Raw genomic sequence first — 15,373 nt, forward strand, 5'->3', positions numbered from 1 at the left:
CATACACAGAACCTTGTCTCGCCGTTCGAAACGTACGCCCGCCCCATAGGTACAGGTTTATCCGCAAGCAGCCACACGCGCTGCGATATTTGGATAAAGAAGAATCTGCAACCTATACCTCAGGGAGCTTACCTCCAGGACTGGCCGGCAGGCCTCACCGCCCGGCGTGCGGAGACGCACCCTCATCGCGCCACGGCGGCTGTGCATCAGGTGCTTTACAGATGCATAGATAACAGTGGACGTCGAAAGGCTCTGGGCGGCTACCCACATTGTCAAAGAAGAGGTTCTTCTCCCCTGATCGTCCGCGTGTGCTGCTTGCATCCCTTGTGCCCCACCTGTGCTGCCCGTGTGGCAACGCGGTGGGGCTTTTCTGATGTTACCCGCTGCCCTGCCCGGCAGACAACACCGCGTACCCAACTGCCCCCGCGCTCATGATTCACCTGCAGAACGTCTCCGTTATCTTCGGCGGCACCCCGATCTTCACCGACCTATCGTGGGCCATCCCCGATGAGGGGCAGCGCATTGGACTGGTCGGCCCGAACGGGGCAGGCAAATCCACGCTCTTGCGCGTGATTACGGGCGAGCAGGAGGTGGAGTCGGGGCGTGTAGACCGCGGTGCAACCACGATCGGGTACCTAGAGCAGAGCCTGAACGAGCAGCCCGGCGACGCGACCGTGCGAGACGCGGCCCTGCAGGCTTTCGACGAAGTGCTTGCCCTTGAGGCGCGCGAGGAGAAGATCACCAGGCAGCTGGAGCAGGCCACCGACTACGAGAGCGACCGCTACGCGAAGCTGCTCGACCGCCTCAGCCGGGTGCAGGAGCAGCTCAACACCCGCGATGCCCACCGCATCCGCTCGCAGACTGAGGCCACGCTGGCCGGACTGGGCTTTGCTCCCGACGACATGGAGCGCCCCCTCCGTTCGTTTTCCGGGGGATGGCGCATGCGCGTAGCGCTGGCGAAGCTGCTTCTGCAACGCCCCGACGTCCTGCTGCTTGACGAGCCGACTAACCATCTCGACATCGACAGCATCGCATGGCTTGAAACGTACCTGGAGTCGTACAGCGGCACGGTGGTGCTGGTGAGCCACGACCGCTACGTGCTTGACCGGATGGTCACGCAGATCGCCGAACTGACGCGCGGGCGGCTCAGCCTGTACGACGGCTCTTACTCGTATTACCTGGAGGAACGGGAGGAGCGACGGGCACAGTGGCGCTCTGAGTACGAAAACCAGCAGAAGCGCATCAACGAAATCGAGGAGTTTATCTCGCGCTTTCGCTACAACGCCTCGAAGGCCGCGCAGGTACAGAGCCGAATCAAGAAGCTGGAGAAGATGGAGCGCATCCCGCCTCCCCCCGACACCGAAGACCGAATCTCGTTTCGCTTCCCCGACCCGCCACGGTCCGGGCGCGTGGCCCTGGAGCTCTCCTCGTTCTCGAAAACGTATGCCGGCGAAAACGGCCCCGTGCGTGTCTTTGACGATGCGGGTCCGCTTGCGGTAGAGCGCGGCGACACGATTGCACTGGTCGGCCCCAACGGGGCGGGAAAGTCCACGCTCGCGCGCATCTTGCGGGGTACGGAGGCCTTTGAGGGCGAGCGCAGCGAGGGACACAACGTACAGCTCGCGCACTTTGCCCAGCACCAGGCCGACGCGCTTCCGATGGATGCGACTATCATAGAGACCGTGCGTGGCGTATCCCCAAGCACCCCCGACACCACGCTCCGCACCCTGCTCGGCGCGTTCTTGTTCACGGGCGACGACGTATTCAAGGAGATTCGCGTGCTTTCAGGGGGCGAGAAAAGCCGGGTGGCGCTGGCCTGCACGCTGCTCTCGCCCGCAAACGTACTGATTCTTGACGAGCCTACGAACCACCTCGACATCCAGTCGAAAGATGTGCTCATCGACGCGATCCAGCAGTACAGCGGCACCTGCATTATCGTGAGCCACGACCGCTACTTTCTCGATGAGGTCTGCTCGCACGTGTGGCGCGTAGGAAACGGCGACGTGCGCGTGTTTCACGGCAGCTACTCCGAGATGCAGTGGCAGATTGAGCACGGCTCCGCAGCCGCACTCAACCCCGAACCTTCCGCGTCGACACCGTCTTCGAACGGCACGGCTCCGCAGAACGCCTCCTCCGAAACGTCAGGCGCCGACACGACACCTACTTCTGAGCACGAGCCACAGCGCCCCGACGACGCGTTTGCGGACCTCAACTCGTACCAGGTGCGCCAGAAGATGGAAGCAACGGAAACGGAAATCATGGAGCTGGAAGCACAAAAAGAGGAGCTCGAGGCGCAGATGGCGCAACCCGATGCCCTTGAAGACGGTGAGATGCACAAACTCACCGAGCGCTACCAGCAGCTTGATGCCCAGCTTGCCGAACTCTATCCCGACTGGGAGGCGCTCAGCGAGCACGTTATGGCCATCGATGCCACATAGACCTGCTTCCATGCCCATGCCTATGCGTCTGTTTGCTTCCTGCTTCCCTCGCCTTCGATCCCTCCTGCTTTTCGTCGGACTGCTTGGGCTGGGCGCGTTACCGGCCGGAGCGCAGATCACCACGCTGGCTCCACCCGACTCGGTCGAAGCGCTGGGGTTTGGCGAATCCGTCGATATAGATGGCAACTATGCTGTGATCGGGGCCCCAAGTGAGCAGGTGTGCGGCATACAATCGGGCGCTGCCTATCTGTACGAGCGCGATCCGGAGTGGGGGCAGTGGACTCCCATTGCACGCCTTACCCCTACCCCCTGCCGCGAGAATGCGTTCTTTGGCAGCGCCGTATCCCTTCAAGACGACCGGGTACTCATCGGCGCAAGCAGCGAGTTCTTTGCCGATCCACAGTCGAATGCCGCTTTTGTCTTCGAGCGCCGCAGCGATTCCACCTGGACGCAGACCGCTATGCTCACAGGCGATGTCAATCTCCAGGAAGGCCCCTTTGGAGCAGATCTCGCGCTGAGCGGAGACCGCGCGTTTGTCTCTACCACCGGCGACTTCCAGGGCCGCTTTGACGGATCCGTATATGTATTTCGGTATGATGCGGAGACCGATCAATGGCAGCGCGAGGCGCGACTCACCTCCGACCGCGACCTCGGGCGCGGCGTGCTTGGCGGATCGCTGGCTGTAGACGGAACGCGGGTAGCCGTAGCCGCCTCAACGTACTTCGCGCGCCAGCCCGGTGCTGTCCACCTGTTTGAGCGCCCCAGCACTGCCTCTCCAGAATGGACCTCCACCGCAATTCTGGCTGAGCGCGACGACTTCTTTCTTCCTCTTGACCTGCACGGCGATCAGCTTATTGTCGGAGAAAGCCGTGCCGAATCCGATAACTCGGGGCGCGCCACCCTCTACAACCGCGCCCCTACCGGAGCCTGGCGTAAGACCGCTGTGCTGCGCCCCGACCGCCCGTTTGCCGACGGTGCCTTCGGGTCGGCAGTAGCTATAGAAGAAGACTGGGCGCTGGTAACCGGATACGACGAACAGCTCCGGCAGGACGTGAACATCGATCGCGTTGTGTACACGTTTCAACGCGACGATGAAGGGACCTGGCACCAGCGCCGCTTTATCGATGTGGGGCGGATCGACTTCGGTGCCGCCCTGGCCCTCGACAACGGCATAGCGCTGATTGGCTGGGTCCCGCCTCAGGGCGAAGGCCTCGTCTACAGCATCACGTTACAGTGATTTGAGAGTGACTTGTGCCGCTGTAGCCTGTTGCTATCACCTGTATAGATGTATAGAAATACCGACAGCATATAGAAGAGGCGCTGACCCATAGGGGGGAGGGCGGGAGTGGGCCAGCGCCTCGAAGGGACTTGCTATCATGTGCAAACTGTTTTTTTGCTTCTCTACAAAAAAGACCTACGCTCACGTCTCGAGTTTCGCATTAACCTGCATTTTATAGAAGAGCGCTTTCAGATTTGGATGAGAGCAAGCCCCCGCAGCCAGGTGGCAGCCCGCCTACGCAGAAACACCGGCGTGTGCATAGCGTGCATGCAACCGTTCTGTAGCTTGGCATCGCAATGCCCGGTTAGTATACTTTTGGTAACAGATTGACTTATGACTACTCTACGTTCTCTACGGCGCTCGTCTGGCATATTAGGCGGGTTCCTGGCGCTTTTGCTCGTACTCGTCGGATGCGGTGAAAACGGCGCATCCAACGGCGCAAACGGCGAAAACGGCGACGCCTACCCCATTGAATCGGACATCAGCGACCCCGAAGTTGCAGCGATCGTCTCGTCTGACTACGGCACCGATACGCTGCGGACCGACGAGTTTCAGCAGCAGATGCAGTTTGCCATGCAGTCGATGCCGCCTCAGCAAAGCGGCGATCAGATGAATGAGCTGCATCGCATGATGCTCGACCAGTACGTGGGTGACCATGTGCTACGGGGCGAGGCCCAGGCACGCGGCGTTGAAGCCGATCCCGGTCTCGTTGACCAGCAGATGGAGCAACAGCGCAGCCAGTTTCCGAGTGAAGAGGAGTTTCAAGATGCACTCGACACGGCCGGTATCACCATCGACTCGCTGCGAAGCATGATCGCCGAGCAGGCGCAGGTACGGCAGCTTCGCGATGAGCTGGCCGCCGAAGCCTCCGCCGAGCCCTCTGACGAAGAGGTTGAGGCATACGCTGTTGAACAGCGCAACCTGCGTGCTCGCCACATTCTGATTCGTGTCGACGAGGGTGCTCCCGAAGAGGAGGTTGCGGATGCGCGCCAGCGTGCCCAAGACCTCATTGATCAGCTCAACGACGGCGCCGACTTTGAAGAGCTGGCCGGCGAGTACAGCGATGGTCCCACCGGCGAGCGTGGGGGGGACCTTGGATACTTCACCCGCGACCGCATGGTTGAGCCTTTCGCTGATGCTGTGTTTGCTCTCGAAGAGGATGGAGAGCTCGTGCAGGAACCCGTACGCACCCAGTTCGGCTTCCACGTCATTCAGCTGGTTGACTACGGCGAGCCCATGGATACCGACCAGGCCCGCCAGGCGCTTATGCAAGACCAGGAACAGGAAGCCTTCGACACTGCGCTTGACGAACTCAAGGGCCAGGCCCAACTTCGCGTGAACCCGGAAGTTATCCCGCTGTCCGATCCCAACGACCAGGAGTAGGCCCTGAATGGACCGTTCCAGCATTGTTTAGTCCGTTCCATATGGCGTAATGCGTCTTACGACGACGCTTCGCCAGTTCCGCCTACCGCCAACGAGGAGCCTGAGCGTTTAGCGGAAGAAGACGTGCTGGTCCGGACCATCGCTACATGGGGTATGCCCGCTTCGGTGAAGCGCTCGCCTGTCGAGACAAAGCCGAAGCGGGCATAGTACGTTTCAAGGTGAGCCTGCGCATGCAATTTCTGCGTTTCAAATCCGGCTTGCCGCGCATCCTCCATAACGTACTGCACAAGGAGCGTACCAATGCCCTCGCTCCGATACGGGGCCCGTACAGCAAAGCGCTCAAGCTTTGCGGCTAACCCCTCATCATGCGGCACCGTGCGCCAGCGCGCGGTGCCAACGGGTGTGCTATCCTCCAGCCGTGCAAGTACGTGCCGCGCCGTATCGTCGTGGCCATCCCACTCTTCTTCGGGCGGACACGCTTGTTCTTCAATAAACACCTCGGTTCGGATAGCGCGCGCTTGCTCAAAATCGTCGGCGCTCGTTACAGGAGCAATAGTCATAGATCAAGGCGTGTTGGTGCGTCAGAAGCTTTGCGAGCTGTGGTACAGCGTTCAGGATGTTCAATGCACACCCGTTTCCGCAGTAACGTACTACGCACGTTCTTACCACATCCTTCATATCTTTTACTTATCCTTATGTAGACTCAGTCTAAATTAAGGCTTATGTTGAAATCGAATCGTCGAAAACAACGGGTCTTCCGTTCCAATCAACGTAAACGTAAGACGGACTGCCCGCTCTTTTACCACTACGTTTTTTTGATAAGTATCTAACTTATGAATACGAGCAGACAGAGTTACGCGTGGAAACGTCTCGTTGTCGCCATAGCACTGGTGATCGGATGGGCTGGGATTGGCACCGGGGCGTTTCCCGCGTATGGACAGAACGGCAACACAGCAACCCTGAGCGGAACCGTGCAAGAGACAGACAGCACACCGCTTCCCGGGGCTAACGTCATTGCCAAGCCCACATCCAACGAAGGCACATCGGCAGGAACCGCCACCGATGCGGAGGGCACATTCACTCTCTCGCTGACGCCTGGCACGTATCAGATCGAAGTTTCCTCGGTGGGATTCGAACGCGCTACAGAAACTGTAACAGTAGCCAGTGGCGCCACAGAAACGCTCTCCATTACGCTTGCGCCTTCGGCTGTTACGCTCTCTGAGGTGCTCGTGCGCCGCGCCTCGCTCACCGGCGTCCTTCGCAACCTCGACGGCATTCCCGGATCGGCCCAATATATCGGTCCACAAGAGCTTGGCATACACGAATACACCGACATCCACCGCCTGCTCGACAGCGTACCCGGAGTCTATACCGTTGATGAGGAAGGCTACGGACTGCGGCCTAACATTGGGATGCGTGGCACCGGTGCCGAGCGCACCAGCAAGATCACCGTGATGGAAGACGGTGTGCTGGCCGCTCCGGCTCCCTACTCCGCCCCAGCCGCCTACTATTTTCCCACGATGGGTCGCGCCTACGCAGTAGAGATCCGTAAAGGATCGAGTCAGATCAAGACAGGTCCCTTTACAACCGGAGGCGCCCTCAACTTTCTGTCGACTCCCATCCCTGATGAGTTTGGAGGCCGCATCAATGCCCTGGCCGGTAGCGACCAGGAGCGCCAGTTCCATGCGCATGTAGGCGACTCATTCGAAAACTTCGGCTATCTGGTCGAAACCTTCCAATCACGGGCCGACGGATTCAAATCCATCGACGGGTTTGCCAATGCCAACGCCGGACTGGACTACAGCACCGGCTTTGACAAGCAGGACTACCTCGCCAAGGCACGCGTCAACACAAGCCCCGACGCACGCCTCCCGCAGTCTCTTACCCTCACGGCATCGCGCACCACCGAGACCTCGAACGAGACCTACCTCGGGCTGACGCAGGACGACTTCGAGCGTGCTCCGTTTTCCCGGTATGCCGGGTCACAGAATGACGTCATGGATACGGAGCATAACCGCCTGCAGGCCCAACACGTCATTCAGCCAACAGCCAACCTTGATATTACGACAACGCTGTACCGTATCGATTTTCAGCGCAACTGGTATAAGTTGGATTCGGTGAACGGCGTTGGCATCGGCAGCATTCTTGCCAATCCCGACACCTATGCCGATGAACTCGCCATTACGCGGGGGGATCAGACCGGCGGCAGCTTGCTCGTTAAGAACAACAACCGCGAGTACTACTCCCAGGGGATTCAGACGGCCATTGGACTGCAGTTCGAAACCGGCAGCTTTGCGCATGACGTTGAAGTGGGCGGCCGCTACCACCAGGATGAGATCGACCGCTTCCAGTGGGAGGATGACTACCGCATGGGTGCGCGCGGCGTCATGGAGCTGCAGCGCGAGGGCATTCCCGGCGAGGAAAGTAATCGCGTTCAGGATGCAACCGCCCTCGCTGGATACGTACAGTATACGCTGGAACGTGGCCCCCTCACGGTTACACCCGGACTCCGTGTCGAAGATTTCGAACTGAACCGCACAGAGTGGGCTACCGATACAGAAGAAGGGCGTGCCCGCACAACTCCGCCTACCGGCACGCGCCAGAATGCCGGTACGGTCTGGATTCCGGGTATCGGCATCGACTATGACGTAAACCCGGCCTGGAGCCTGTTCGCTGGTGTGCACCGCGGATTTGCCGTGCCCGGATCCAACCCTGGCGCACAATCTGAGAACAGCGTCAACTACGAGCTGGGGACGCGCTACGAAGCGCAGGGGCTCCGTGCTGAAATCGTTGGCTTTTATAACGACTACTCGAACCTGCTCGGACGCGATCTTGCAGCCATCGGGGGCGATCCTTCCGGCGACACCTTTAACGGGGGCGACGCCCGCGTCTTCGGCGTTGAGTTCACTGGCGGGTACAACCTCGGACTGCCTCTGAACGCTTCGTTCTCTATTCCGCTGGAACTGACGTATACGTACAACAACGCGGAATTCCAGACGACCTTCGATAGCGACTTCGGAGCCTGGGGCGAAGTTGAGGAGGGATTCAAGCTCCCCTATCTCCCCGAAAATCAGCTCGCCGCTAACATAGGCGTTGACGGACTTCGCGGACTCAGCATGCGCCTTACCGGACGCTTTGTAGACGAGGTCCGCACCGTAGCAGGCAGTGGCACCCCCGCTCCGAATGAGCAAATCGACAGCTTCTTCGTGATGGACTTCTCTGCCGAGTATGCCATCTCCGCGAACACCCGTCTGTTCGGGAGCCTGCGCAACCTCACCGACAACGAGTACGCCGTTGCCCGGCGTCCGGCTGGTGTGCGCCCCGGCATGCCCCGCACCTTCCTGGTCGGTGTGAAAACTACATTTTAGAGCGCAGGGCGGCATTATGATGCCTCCAACGGCTGTACAATCAGGCGGCTTCTCTGTATGATGCAGGGAAGCCGCTTTTGCATTGCTGCTGATGTTCTTGCTCACGTTTTTTACGCCCTGCTTTATTATGGTGGATGCGCCCCGCATCGCATGTCAGCATACGGTCCGGCTCTCCGCCTTGCTTGCTGGCCTACTGATGGTCATTTTTTCTCCTCAGGTCCACAGCCAGCCCGCTCCCCTGCTGTTTCCGCATCCCGAACATGAAGAAGTGACTATTGGCATTGCGCTGAGCGGAGGCGGTGCAAAAGGATTCGCACACATCGGCGTGCTGAAGGCTCTTGAAACAGCCGGCGTTTCGGCAGACGTGGTAGCAGGGACGAGCATGGGCGCTGTGATCGGCGGACTGTACGCAACCGGATATTCTTCGCGTCAGTTAGAGGAGATCGCACGTGAGCGGGACTGGCTTGAGGTGTTCAGCGACACGCCACCACGGCGCCAGCGGCTTCTTGAACAGCGATACTACGACGAACGGCTGCTTGTGCAGCTGCCCTTCTCAGGCGATGGCGTACGCCTCCCCACAGGACTCGTGCGGGGCCAGCGCATCACAGCGCTCCTCACCCGCCTGCTCGTACCATCGCATCCGGTAGATGACTTCACGCAGCTGCCCCGCGCGTTTGTCGCTGTTGCCACTGATCTTGAAACGGGCGATGCGGTACCACTAACGACCGGCTACCTCCCGCAGGCCATTCGCGCGAGTATCGCCATTCCGTCTGTCTTTACCCCTGTAGAACGAAACGGGCAGATGCTCGTCGATGGCGGCGTTACCCGTAACCTGCCCGCCGAAGACACCCGCCGTCTTGGCGCCGATCTGGTGCTCTGCTCTGATGTTGGCGATGACTTGCAATCTGCTGAAAACCTTCGCACGCTTACCGATGTGATGCGTCAGGTTGTGGGCTTTCGCATGGTCGAGTCGACACATGCACAGCGGGATCGGTGTGATCTTGTTTTCGAACCCGATATCGACGAATACGATCTGTTTAGCTTCGGAGCCGTCGATTCACTTGTAACACGCGGACGCCGATCCGTTGAGAACCAGCGTGCAGCGGTCGATTCTCTGCTTGAAATAGCAGGCGGTGCGCAGCCACCACAGAGCGACCTTGAAGCAAGTGCAGACACGGTTCGGGTTGCTTCTATCGCCTTTGAGGACATCGACCCATTCCTTGAACAGCGCGTACGTGACATCCTTGGGCTGCGCGTACCAGGTACCTACACGGTTTCCGAAATTGAGCACGCCACAACGCGCGTATTTGGCACCGACCTGTTCGAACGGGTGCTCTACCGCTTGCGTCCACGCCCCGACGGCTATGTCGACCTGGTCTTTTCTACTGTTGGACGCAATGAAGGGAATCTAAATATAGGACTGCGCTACGACAGTGCATACGGGGCTTCCATTGGCGCTAACGTCACGCTCCCAACCCGCCTTGGGGGCGGCACCGGATGGCAAGGCACCCTTCGCCTGGGCACTGCCCAACGCCTTAGCGGACGATATGCCCTCCCTGCGCTTATCGTCCCGAGGTTCAACATCCAGGCGCGGCTCCTGCAAGTGGGCATCGTGGCCGAACGTGCACCGATCGATCTGTTCGAGGGATCTGACCGAGTCAGCACGGTGCGTACCAAACGTCTTCAAACTGAGCTCCGCGCAAGCGCGGTGCTGGCAAACACCATTGGCCTTGCGTTCAGCGTTCAGCCCGAATGGTATGACCAGGTGTCCGAGGTCGGCGCTTCCGAGGCTGCCACACGCGATCACTTGGTGCAGGCGCGTGCTACCATGTACCTCGACACGCTCAACGATGCGATCTTTCCCCAACGAGGCTTCCGCATTGCCGCCTCCCTTGAGGCTGCCGACGCTTCCATTCTCGGCAATCAAACACTGACACAGGCAACAGCTGATGCGACAAGTGCCCTGGCTCTTACATCCACGCTCAGCTTTCACAGCCATGCGACCCTCGGGCATACGCTACGCGGCACTCCACCTCTGCACTACATGTATCGCACGGGCGGCGCTTTTTCGCACGGGGTATGGGCAGAGCGCCAGTTTCCACTGCTTGGCTATCAGGTGCAACAGAAGAGCGGCCCTCATCTGCAACAAATCGGGGCCGCCTTCCAGGTCCAGGTCTGGGATGATGCGTACGTAAAAGCTCAGTGGAACGCTGCCCGCACGCCCGATACATGGACGTTCGTCGCAGACCCTGCTGCGTTTGATCACGGAGGTGGACTCATCCTTGGAACCAACACCTTCATCGGTCCCATGCGCATGGCCATCATGACATCGGCGCCTGCCGGTCCGTATGTAGTTCGCATATCACTCGGCCCCTCATTCTGAACTGCATCCATCTGCCTCCCCAAAGATCAACCCCCGACAGGACCGAGGCCTGCGACGCACAGATTTCTTGGCGTATGCGCAGGAATCAAGCAGACAGGGAAACCTGAAAGAGACCTCACAGGCAAAGATGAGCTATGGGTCGAAGGCCACAGATTGAGTGCTACGGCTCGGCCGCGTAGCAGTGTCAATAGAGAGGTGAGAAAAGAATGCTGCCCCGGATGGACTCGAACCATCAACCCTCTGGACCAGAACCAGATGCTCTGCCAATTGAGCCACGGGGCAGTGTTTTTGCAAGAATACAGTAAGCCTTCTTCGCCCCACGGTTCCGCGACATGCCACCGGATCGGGGCTGTTGACCGATGCTTCACTGTTTTGTACAGCGCTCTACCCTCAAAAACCCTGTACGCCCATCCGCTCAGGTCCATAAGCAGTCATGAGTGCCTTCCTTTTTGTCTTCGTATCTTTTTCTTCACATTGCAGCACTTGACTTTCCTTACATGTGCTTTTTACACTTGTTAGCACTATGACATATTGTTGTTAGCACATTCATCCAGAAGGGTGGAGGGAGTAGGCCCTGCGAAACCCTGGCAACCGCCACAGCCTTGGCTGTGGAAAGGTGCTACCTCCTACCTCGCATTACGCGAGGGAAGATGAGTGGAAGTGCGTTTCCCTACAGCTTGCTGTAGCGTCGTGCACGATTCCCCATCTGCTCCTTGCGGTTGGGGATCTTTCATTTCCCGCCGCACTGGCAGATCTCGAATCCGGACTCCGCGCTCCGCCCCGCTCGCTCTGGTCTTCTGGATGGCTCTCGATTTTCTCGATTCCAACCCCCAGAGCCATGAGCACAAACGGACATTCAACCGCCGCGTCCTCGCCCGAACCCTCTTCCAAGCGCACACCGCGCTTCGAAACGCTACAGCTGCACGCCGGGCAGGAGCCCGACCCGGCGACCAACGCCCGCGCTGTTCCTATCTACGCCAGCACGTCGTACACCTTCGATGATGCCGAGCACGGCGCCGACCTCTTTGCGCTGAAGGAGTTCGGCAACATCTACACGCGCATCATGAACCCCACGAACGACGTGTTCGAAAAGCGCGTGGCTGCTCTCGAAGGCGGCGTTGCTGCTGTGGCTACCGCGAGCGGACAGTCAGCACAGTTCCTCACGTTTAACGCGCTGGCCAAGGCAGGCGACAACATCGTAGCCACTAGTTACCTGTACGGCGGTACGTACAACCAGCTCAAAAATGCGCTGCCGCGGCTGGGTATCGAGGGCCGCTTTGCCGATGGCGATGACCCCGACTCCATCGCGTCGCTGATCGACGAGAACACGAAGGCAGTATACCTCGAAGCGATCGGCAACCCCCGCTTCAATATTCCCGACTTCGAGCGCATCGCCGACATTGCGCACGACCACGGCGTCCCGCTCGTCGTCGATAACACGTTCGGAGCGGCGGGCTACCTCTGCCGCCCCATCGACCATGGCGCTGACATCGTCACCGAGAGCGCTACGAAGTGGATCGGTGGGCATGGCACCACCATCGGCGGGGTTATTGTAGATGCAGGCACGTTTCCGTGGAATAACGGACGGTTCCCCGAGTTCACCGAACCAAATCCCAACTACCACGGACTCAAGTTCTGGGAGACGTTTGGTCCCGACGGCGTGCTCGGCGCCAACGTAGCATTCGCCATTCGTGCTCGCGTGGAGGGCCTGCGCGACTTCGGTCCAGCCCAGAATCCGTTTGGGTCGTTTCTCTTGCTTCAGGGCCTCGAAACGCTCTCGCTTCGCGTGCAGCGCAGCGCCGACAATGCCCTCGCGCTGGCCCACTGGCTCCAGGACCACGACGCCGTCGACTGGGTCAGCTATCCGGGACTCGAAGACCATCCGTATCACGAGCGGGCCAATCGCTATCTGCAGAATGGATACGGAGCCGTGCTTAGCTTTGGCGTGAAAGGCGGCGCCGAAGCCGGAAAGACGTTCGTCGAAAACGTAGAACTGGCCAGCCACCTCGCCAACGTGGGCGACGCTAAAACGCTCGTCATCCACCCGGCCTCTACCACGCACCAGCAGCTCACCGAAGAAGAACAAAAAGCCTCTGGTGTGGAGCCCGACCTGGTGCGCGTGTCCGTCGGCATCGAGCATATCGACGACATCACCGCCGACTTTGCGCAGGCCCTGGCGAAGCTGCCGGTTGCCGCGTAATCGCGCCCTCTTTACCTCACGCACGCAGCGGAGTGGTCTCTTCGAGGGGCGCTCCGCTGCCGTGGGTGGTTCTAATCCAGCCAGTGCCATGCCTTCTACGTACATCCACCCGGCCTTTACCACCGAAGCGGGCACCACACTCCATGATGTGCCCATCGCCTACCGGACCTGGGGGGACCTCAATGCCTCGGGTACCAATGCCGTGATCGTCTGCCACGCGCTCACGGGAGATACAAATGTCGACGACTGGTGGGGGGCCCTGTTGGGCACCGGACGGGCCCTCGACCCGGAGCGCGACTTTATCCTCTGTGCGAACGTGCCCGGCTCCCCCTACGGCTCGGTGTCTCCTGTTACGTCTCCCCCTGAAACCGACGACCCGTACGGTGCCGACGTTCCCGCTTTCACTCCGCGCGACACTGTTGCCTTGCACCGTCACCTGCTCAACCACCTGGGCGTACGTCGCGTGCGCTGCGCCATCGGCGGGTCGATGGGCGGCATGCATGTGCTGGAGTGGACCTTCGAGCGCACTGACGCAGGCGATCCGCTGGTAGAACGCATCGTGCCCATCGCCGTGGGCGGTCGCCACACGCCCTGGCAGATCGGGTGGAGCGAGGCCCAGCGCCAGGCTATCTATGCGGACCCGAAGTGGAACGACGGCGCATATGCCCTGAACGATCCACCGCGTAACGGACTCGCGGCAGCACGCGCCATGGCGATGGTGTCGTATCGCTCGCATGCCTCGTTTCAGGAGCGATTTGGGCGCACACGTCAGTCCAAAAATGGGGCATCCACCCCGCCCTTTGCTGTGGAGAGCTATCTGCGCTACCAGGGCGAGAAGCTTGTGAAACGCTTTGATCCCAGCTGCTACGTGCACCTCACTCAGCAGATGGATGCGCACGACGTGTCGCGCGGGCGCGGCTCCTACCCCGATGTGCTGACCCGCATCAAGCAGCCCGCTCTGGTCATCGGCATCGACTCGGATGTGCTGTATCCACTTACCGAACAGGAGGAGCTGGCCACGCATCTGCCAAACGCCGACCTACAGGTGCTATCGTCTCCCCATGGACACGACGCGTTCCTCATTGAACTGGAGGATCTGAACGCAATGATTACCCAGTGGCGGAACGCACATGCCTCCCCTGCTGCGGCTCACTAATTTTTGCTCGCATCGTTATTTACGTCTCTCTATGCCAATATCACGCACCGCCCTGCATCCAAAACAGACCGCCAAACGCACCACCGCCCCGCTCTCCCTTTACCTGGCGGGCGTAGGATCGGTAGGCACCGCGTTGCTCTACCAGCTCAGCGAGTTACAGGAGGATGCGGAGCGTCCACGCCTGATCGGCGCCTGCACCTCTACCCACGCCGCCTGGACGCCCCCGCATCCTACACCGAGCGCCGTAGCCCATCATCTTGAACACGGCAGCACGCTGCACTGGCCCGCCGTGCTGGAGCGCCTCATCAAGCATGCCCCGCGTCCGCTTGCCTTTGTAGACGCCACCGGCCACCCGGATGTGGCCGACCACTACGCTACGTTGCTGGAGGCGGGCATCCACGTCGTCACACCAAGCAAGCTCGCTAACACCCGCTCCCAGCACGTATTCGACCGGCTGCATACAACCGCCGCGCAGCAGAACGTGCAGTATCGCTATGAGACCACCGTCGGTGCCGGACTGCCCGTGGTGCGCACGGTACGCGATCTGCACGCCACCGGCGATCGTATCCAGACCATTCGCGGTGTGGTGTCGGGCACCCTCACGTTTGTGTTCAGCCGGATGCGCAGGGGCGATTCTTTCAGCGAGGCGGTAGAGACGGCGATTCGAAAGGGCTACGCCGAACCGGATGTGCGCGACGACCTTTCCGGCGAAGACGTGGCCCGCAAGTTTCTGATTCTGGCGCGTGCGGCGGGGGCATCGATTGAGCGTGATGCCGTGGAGGTGGAGTCGCTCGTGCCCGACAGCCTTCGCGATCTTCCGCATCTCGCTTTTCGCAGACGCCTCGGCACGGTGAACGCCCAGTGGCAGGATCGGGTCGAAGAGGCGGCCGCTCGTGACGCAGTGCTGCAGTACATTGGCGAATGGGCTCCCGGTTCGGGCATCCGCGTCGGGGTAGAGGCAGTGCCTTCGGATACCGACTTTGGGCGTCTGAAGGGCCAGGATAACCTGTTCAGCATAACCACGGCCCGCTACAACGAATCGCCCCTCACCGTACAAGGACCTGGCGCGGGCCCCAATGTGACTGCTGGCGGCGTGCTTGCCGATGTGCTCGCCGTGCAGCACGCACGATAGGCTCACAGGTAAACTCGCTGTGTGTTAAGAACCT

The 15,373-nt window shown here is 60.2% G+C and carries 9 protein-coding genes, 1 tRNA gene and 1 riboswitch; of the genes, 8 read left to right on the top strand and 2 right to left on the bottom strand.

Annotation, left to right across the window (positions count from 1 at the left end; genetic code table 11):
• Positions 1-431: 431 nt before the first annotated feature.
• The 3 genes from ACZ48V_RS12860 (at position 432) to ACZ48V_RS12870 (ending at position 5,100) form a co-directional block, all read left to right on the top strand.
• Positions 432-2,438: an ABC-F family ATP-binding cassette domain-containing protein gene (locus ACZ48V_RS12860; protein WP_464539739.1), complete on the top strand. Its 2,007-nt coding sequence runs from the start codon at positions 432-434 to the stop codon at positions 2,436-2,438.
• A 22-nt stretch (positions 2,439-2,460) separates the two neighbouring features.
• Complete coding sequence (locus ACZ48V_RS12865; protein ID WP_464539740.1) at positions 2,461-3,675, top strand: FG-GAP repeat protein; 1,215 nt, start codon at positions 2,461-2,463, stop codon at positions 3,673-3,675.
• Between the two features lie 375 nt (positions 3,676-4,050).
• Positions 4,051-5,100, top strand: a complete 1,050-nt coding sequence (locus tag ACZ48V_RS12870) for a peptidylprolyl isomerase (RefSeq protein WP_464539742.1) — start codon at positions 4,051-4,053, stop codon at positions 5,098-5,100.
• A gap of 56 nt (positions 5,101-5,156) precedes the next feature.
• On the opposite strand, the gene ACZ48V_RS12875 is transcribed toward ACZ48V_RS12870, so the two are convergent.
• A complete protein-coding gene (locus tag ACZ48V_RS12875; RefSeq protein WP_464539744.1) occupies positions 5,157-5,660 on the bottom strand; it encodes a GNAT family N-acetyltransferase in 504 nt (167 codons plus the stop codon).
• A 273-nt stretch (positions 5,661-5,933) separates the two neighbouring features.
• Between ACZ48V_RS12875 and ACZ48V_RS12880 the strand changes: the two genes are divergently transcribed.
• Both ACZ48V_RS12880 and ACZ48V_RS12885 read left to right on the top strand, forming a co-directional pair.
• Positions 5,934-8,468, top strand: coding sequence for a TonB-dependent receptor domain-containing protein (locus ACZ48V_RS12880; protein ID WP_464539745.1), 2,535 nt, complete (start codon positions 5,934-5,936; stop codon positions 8,466-8,468).
• A 97-nt stretch (positions 8,469-8,565) separates the two neighbouring features.
• Positions 8,566-10,851: a patatin-like phospholipase family protein gene (locus tag ACZ48V_RS12885; protein ID WP_464539747.1), complete on the top strand. Its 2,286-nt coding sequence runs from the start codon at positions 8,566-8,568 to the stop codon at positions 10,849-10,851.
• 209 nt (positions 10,852-11,060) lie between these two features.
• Here ACZ48V_RS12885 and ACZ48V_RS12890 read toward each other — a convergent pair.
• Positions 11,061-11,133, bottom strand: a tRNA-Gln gene (locus tag ACZ48V_RS12890).
• A 261-nt stretch (positions 11,134-11,394) separates the two neighbouring features.
• A riboswitch (SAM riboswitch) is annotated at positions 11,395-11,508 on the top strand.
• A 181-nt stretch (positions 11,509-11,689) separates the two neighbouring features.
• On the opposite strand from ACZ48V_RS12890, the gene ACZ48V_RS12895 reads away from it, so the two are divergent.
• The 3 genes from ACZ48V_RS12895 to ACZ48V_RS12905 all read left to right on the top strand — a co-directional run bounded on the left by ACZ48V_RS12895 (position 11,690) and on the right by ACZ48V_RS12905 (position 15,339).
• Positions 11,690-13,051 carry an O-acetylhomoserine aminocarboxypropyltransferase/cysteine synthase family protein gene (locus ACZ48V_RS12895; RefSeq protein WP_464539749.1) on the top strand — a complete coding sequence of 454 codons (1,362 nt, stop codon included), beginning with the start codon at positions 11,690-11,692 and terminating at the stop codon, positions 13,049-13,051.
• Positions 13,052-13,139: 88 nt separating this feature from the next.
• On the top strand, positions 13,140-14,207 hold the full coding sequence (gene metX / locus ACZ48V_RS12900; RefSeq protein WP_464539750.1) for a homoserine O-acetyltransferase MetX: 1,068 nt from the start codon (positions 13,140-13,142) through the stop codon (positions 14,205-14,207).
• Between the two features lie 31 nt (positions 14,208-14,238).
• Entirely contained in the window at positions 14,239-15,339 is a 1,101-nt protein-coding gene (locus tag ACZ48V_RS12905) for a homoserine dehydrogenase family protein (RefSeq protein ID WP_464539752.1), read from the top strand.
• Positions 15,340-15,373: the final 34 nt, after the last annotated feature.

It is taken from the genome of Longimonas haloalkaliphila (genome assembly GCF_055379825.1).

Bases quoted from the DNA above. Each gene is read 5' to 3' on its own strand.
- ACZ48V_RS12860 (WP_464539739.1), top strand. From the start codon at position 432: ATGATTCACCTGCAGAACGTCTCCGTTATCTTCGGCGGCACCCCGATC.
- ACZ48V_RS12870 (WP_464539742.1), top strand. From the start codon at position 4,051: ATGACTACTCTACGTTCTCTACGGCGCTCGTCTGGCATATTAGGCGGG.
- ACZ48V_RS12905 (WP_464539752.1), top strand. From the start codon at position 14,239: ATGCCAATATCACGCACCGCCCTGCATCCAAAACAGACCGCCAAACGC.
- ACZ48V_RS12895 (WP_464539749.1), top strand. From the start codon at position 11,690: ATGAGCACAAACGGACATTCAACCGCCGCGTCCTCGCCCGAACCCTCT.
- ACZ48V_RS12875 (WP_464539744.1), bottom strand. From the start codon at position 5,660: ATGACTATTGCTCCTGTAACGAGCGCCGACGATTTTGAGCAAGCGCGC.
- ACZ48V_RS12880 (WP_464539745.1), top strand. From the start codon at position 5,934: ATGAATACGAGCAGACAGAGTTACGCGTGGAAACGTCTCGTTGTCGCC.
- metX (WP_464539750.1), top strand. From the start codon at position 13,140: ATGCCTTCTACGTACATCCACCCGGCCTTTACCACCGAAGCGGGCACC.
- ACZ48V_RS12865 (WP_464539740.1), top strand. From the start codon at position 2,461: ATGCGTCTGTTTGCTTCCTGCTTCCCTCGCCTTCGATCCCTCCTGCTT.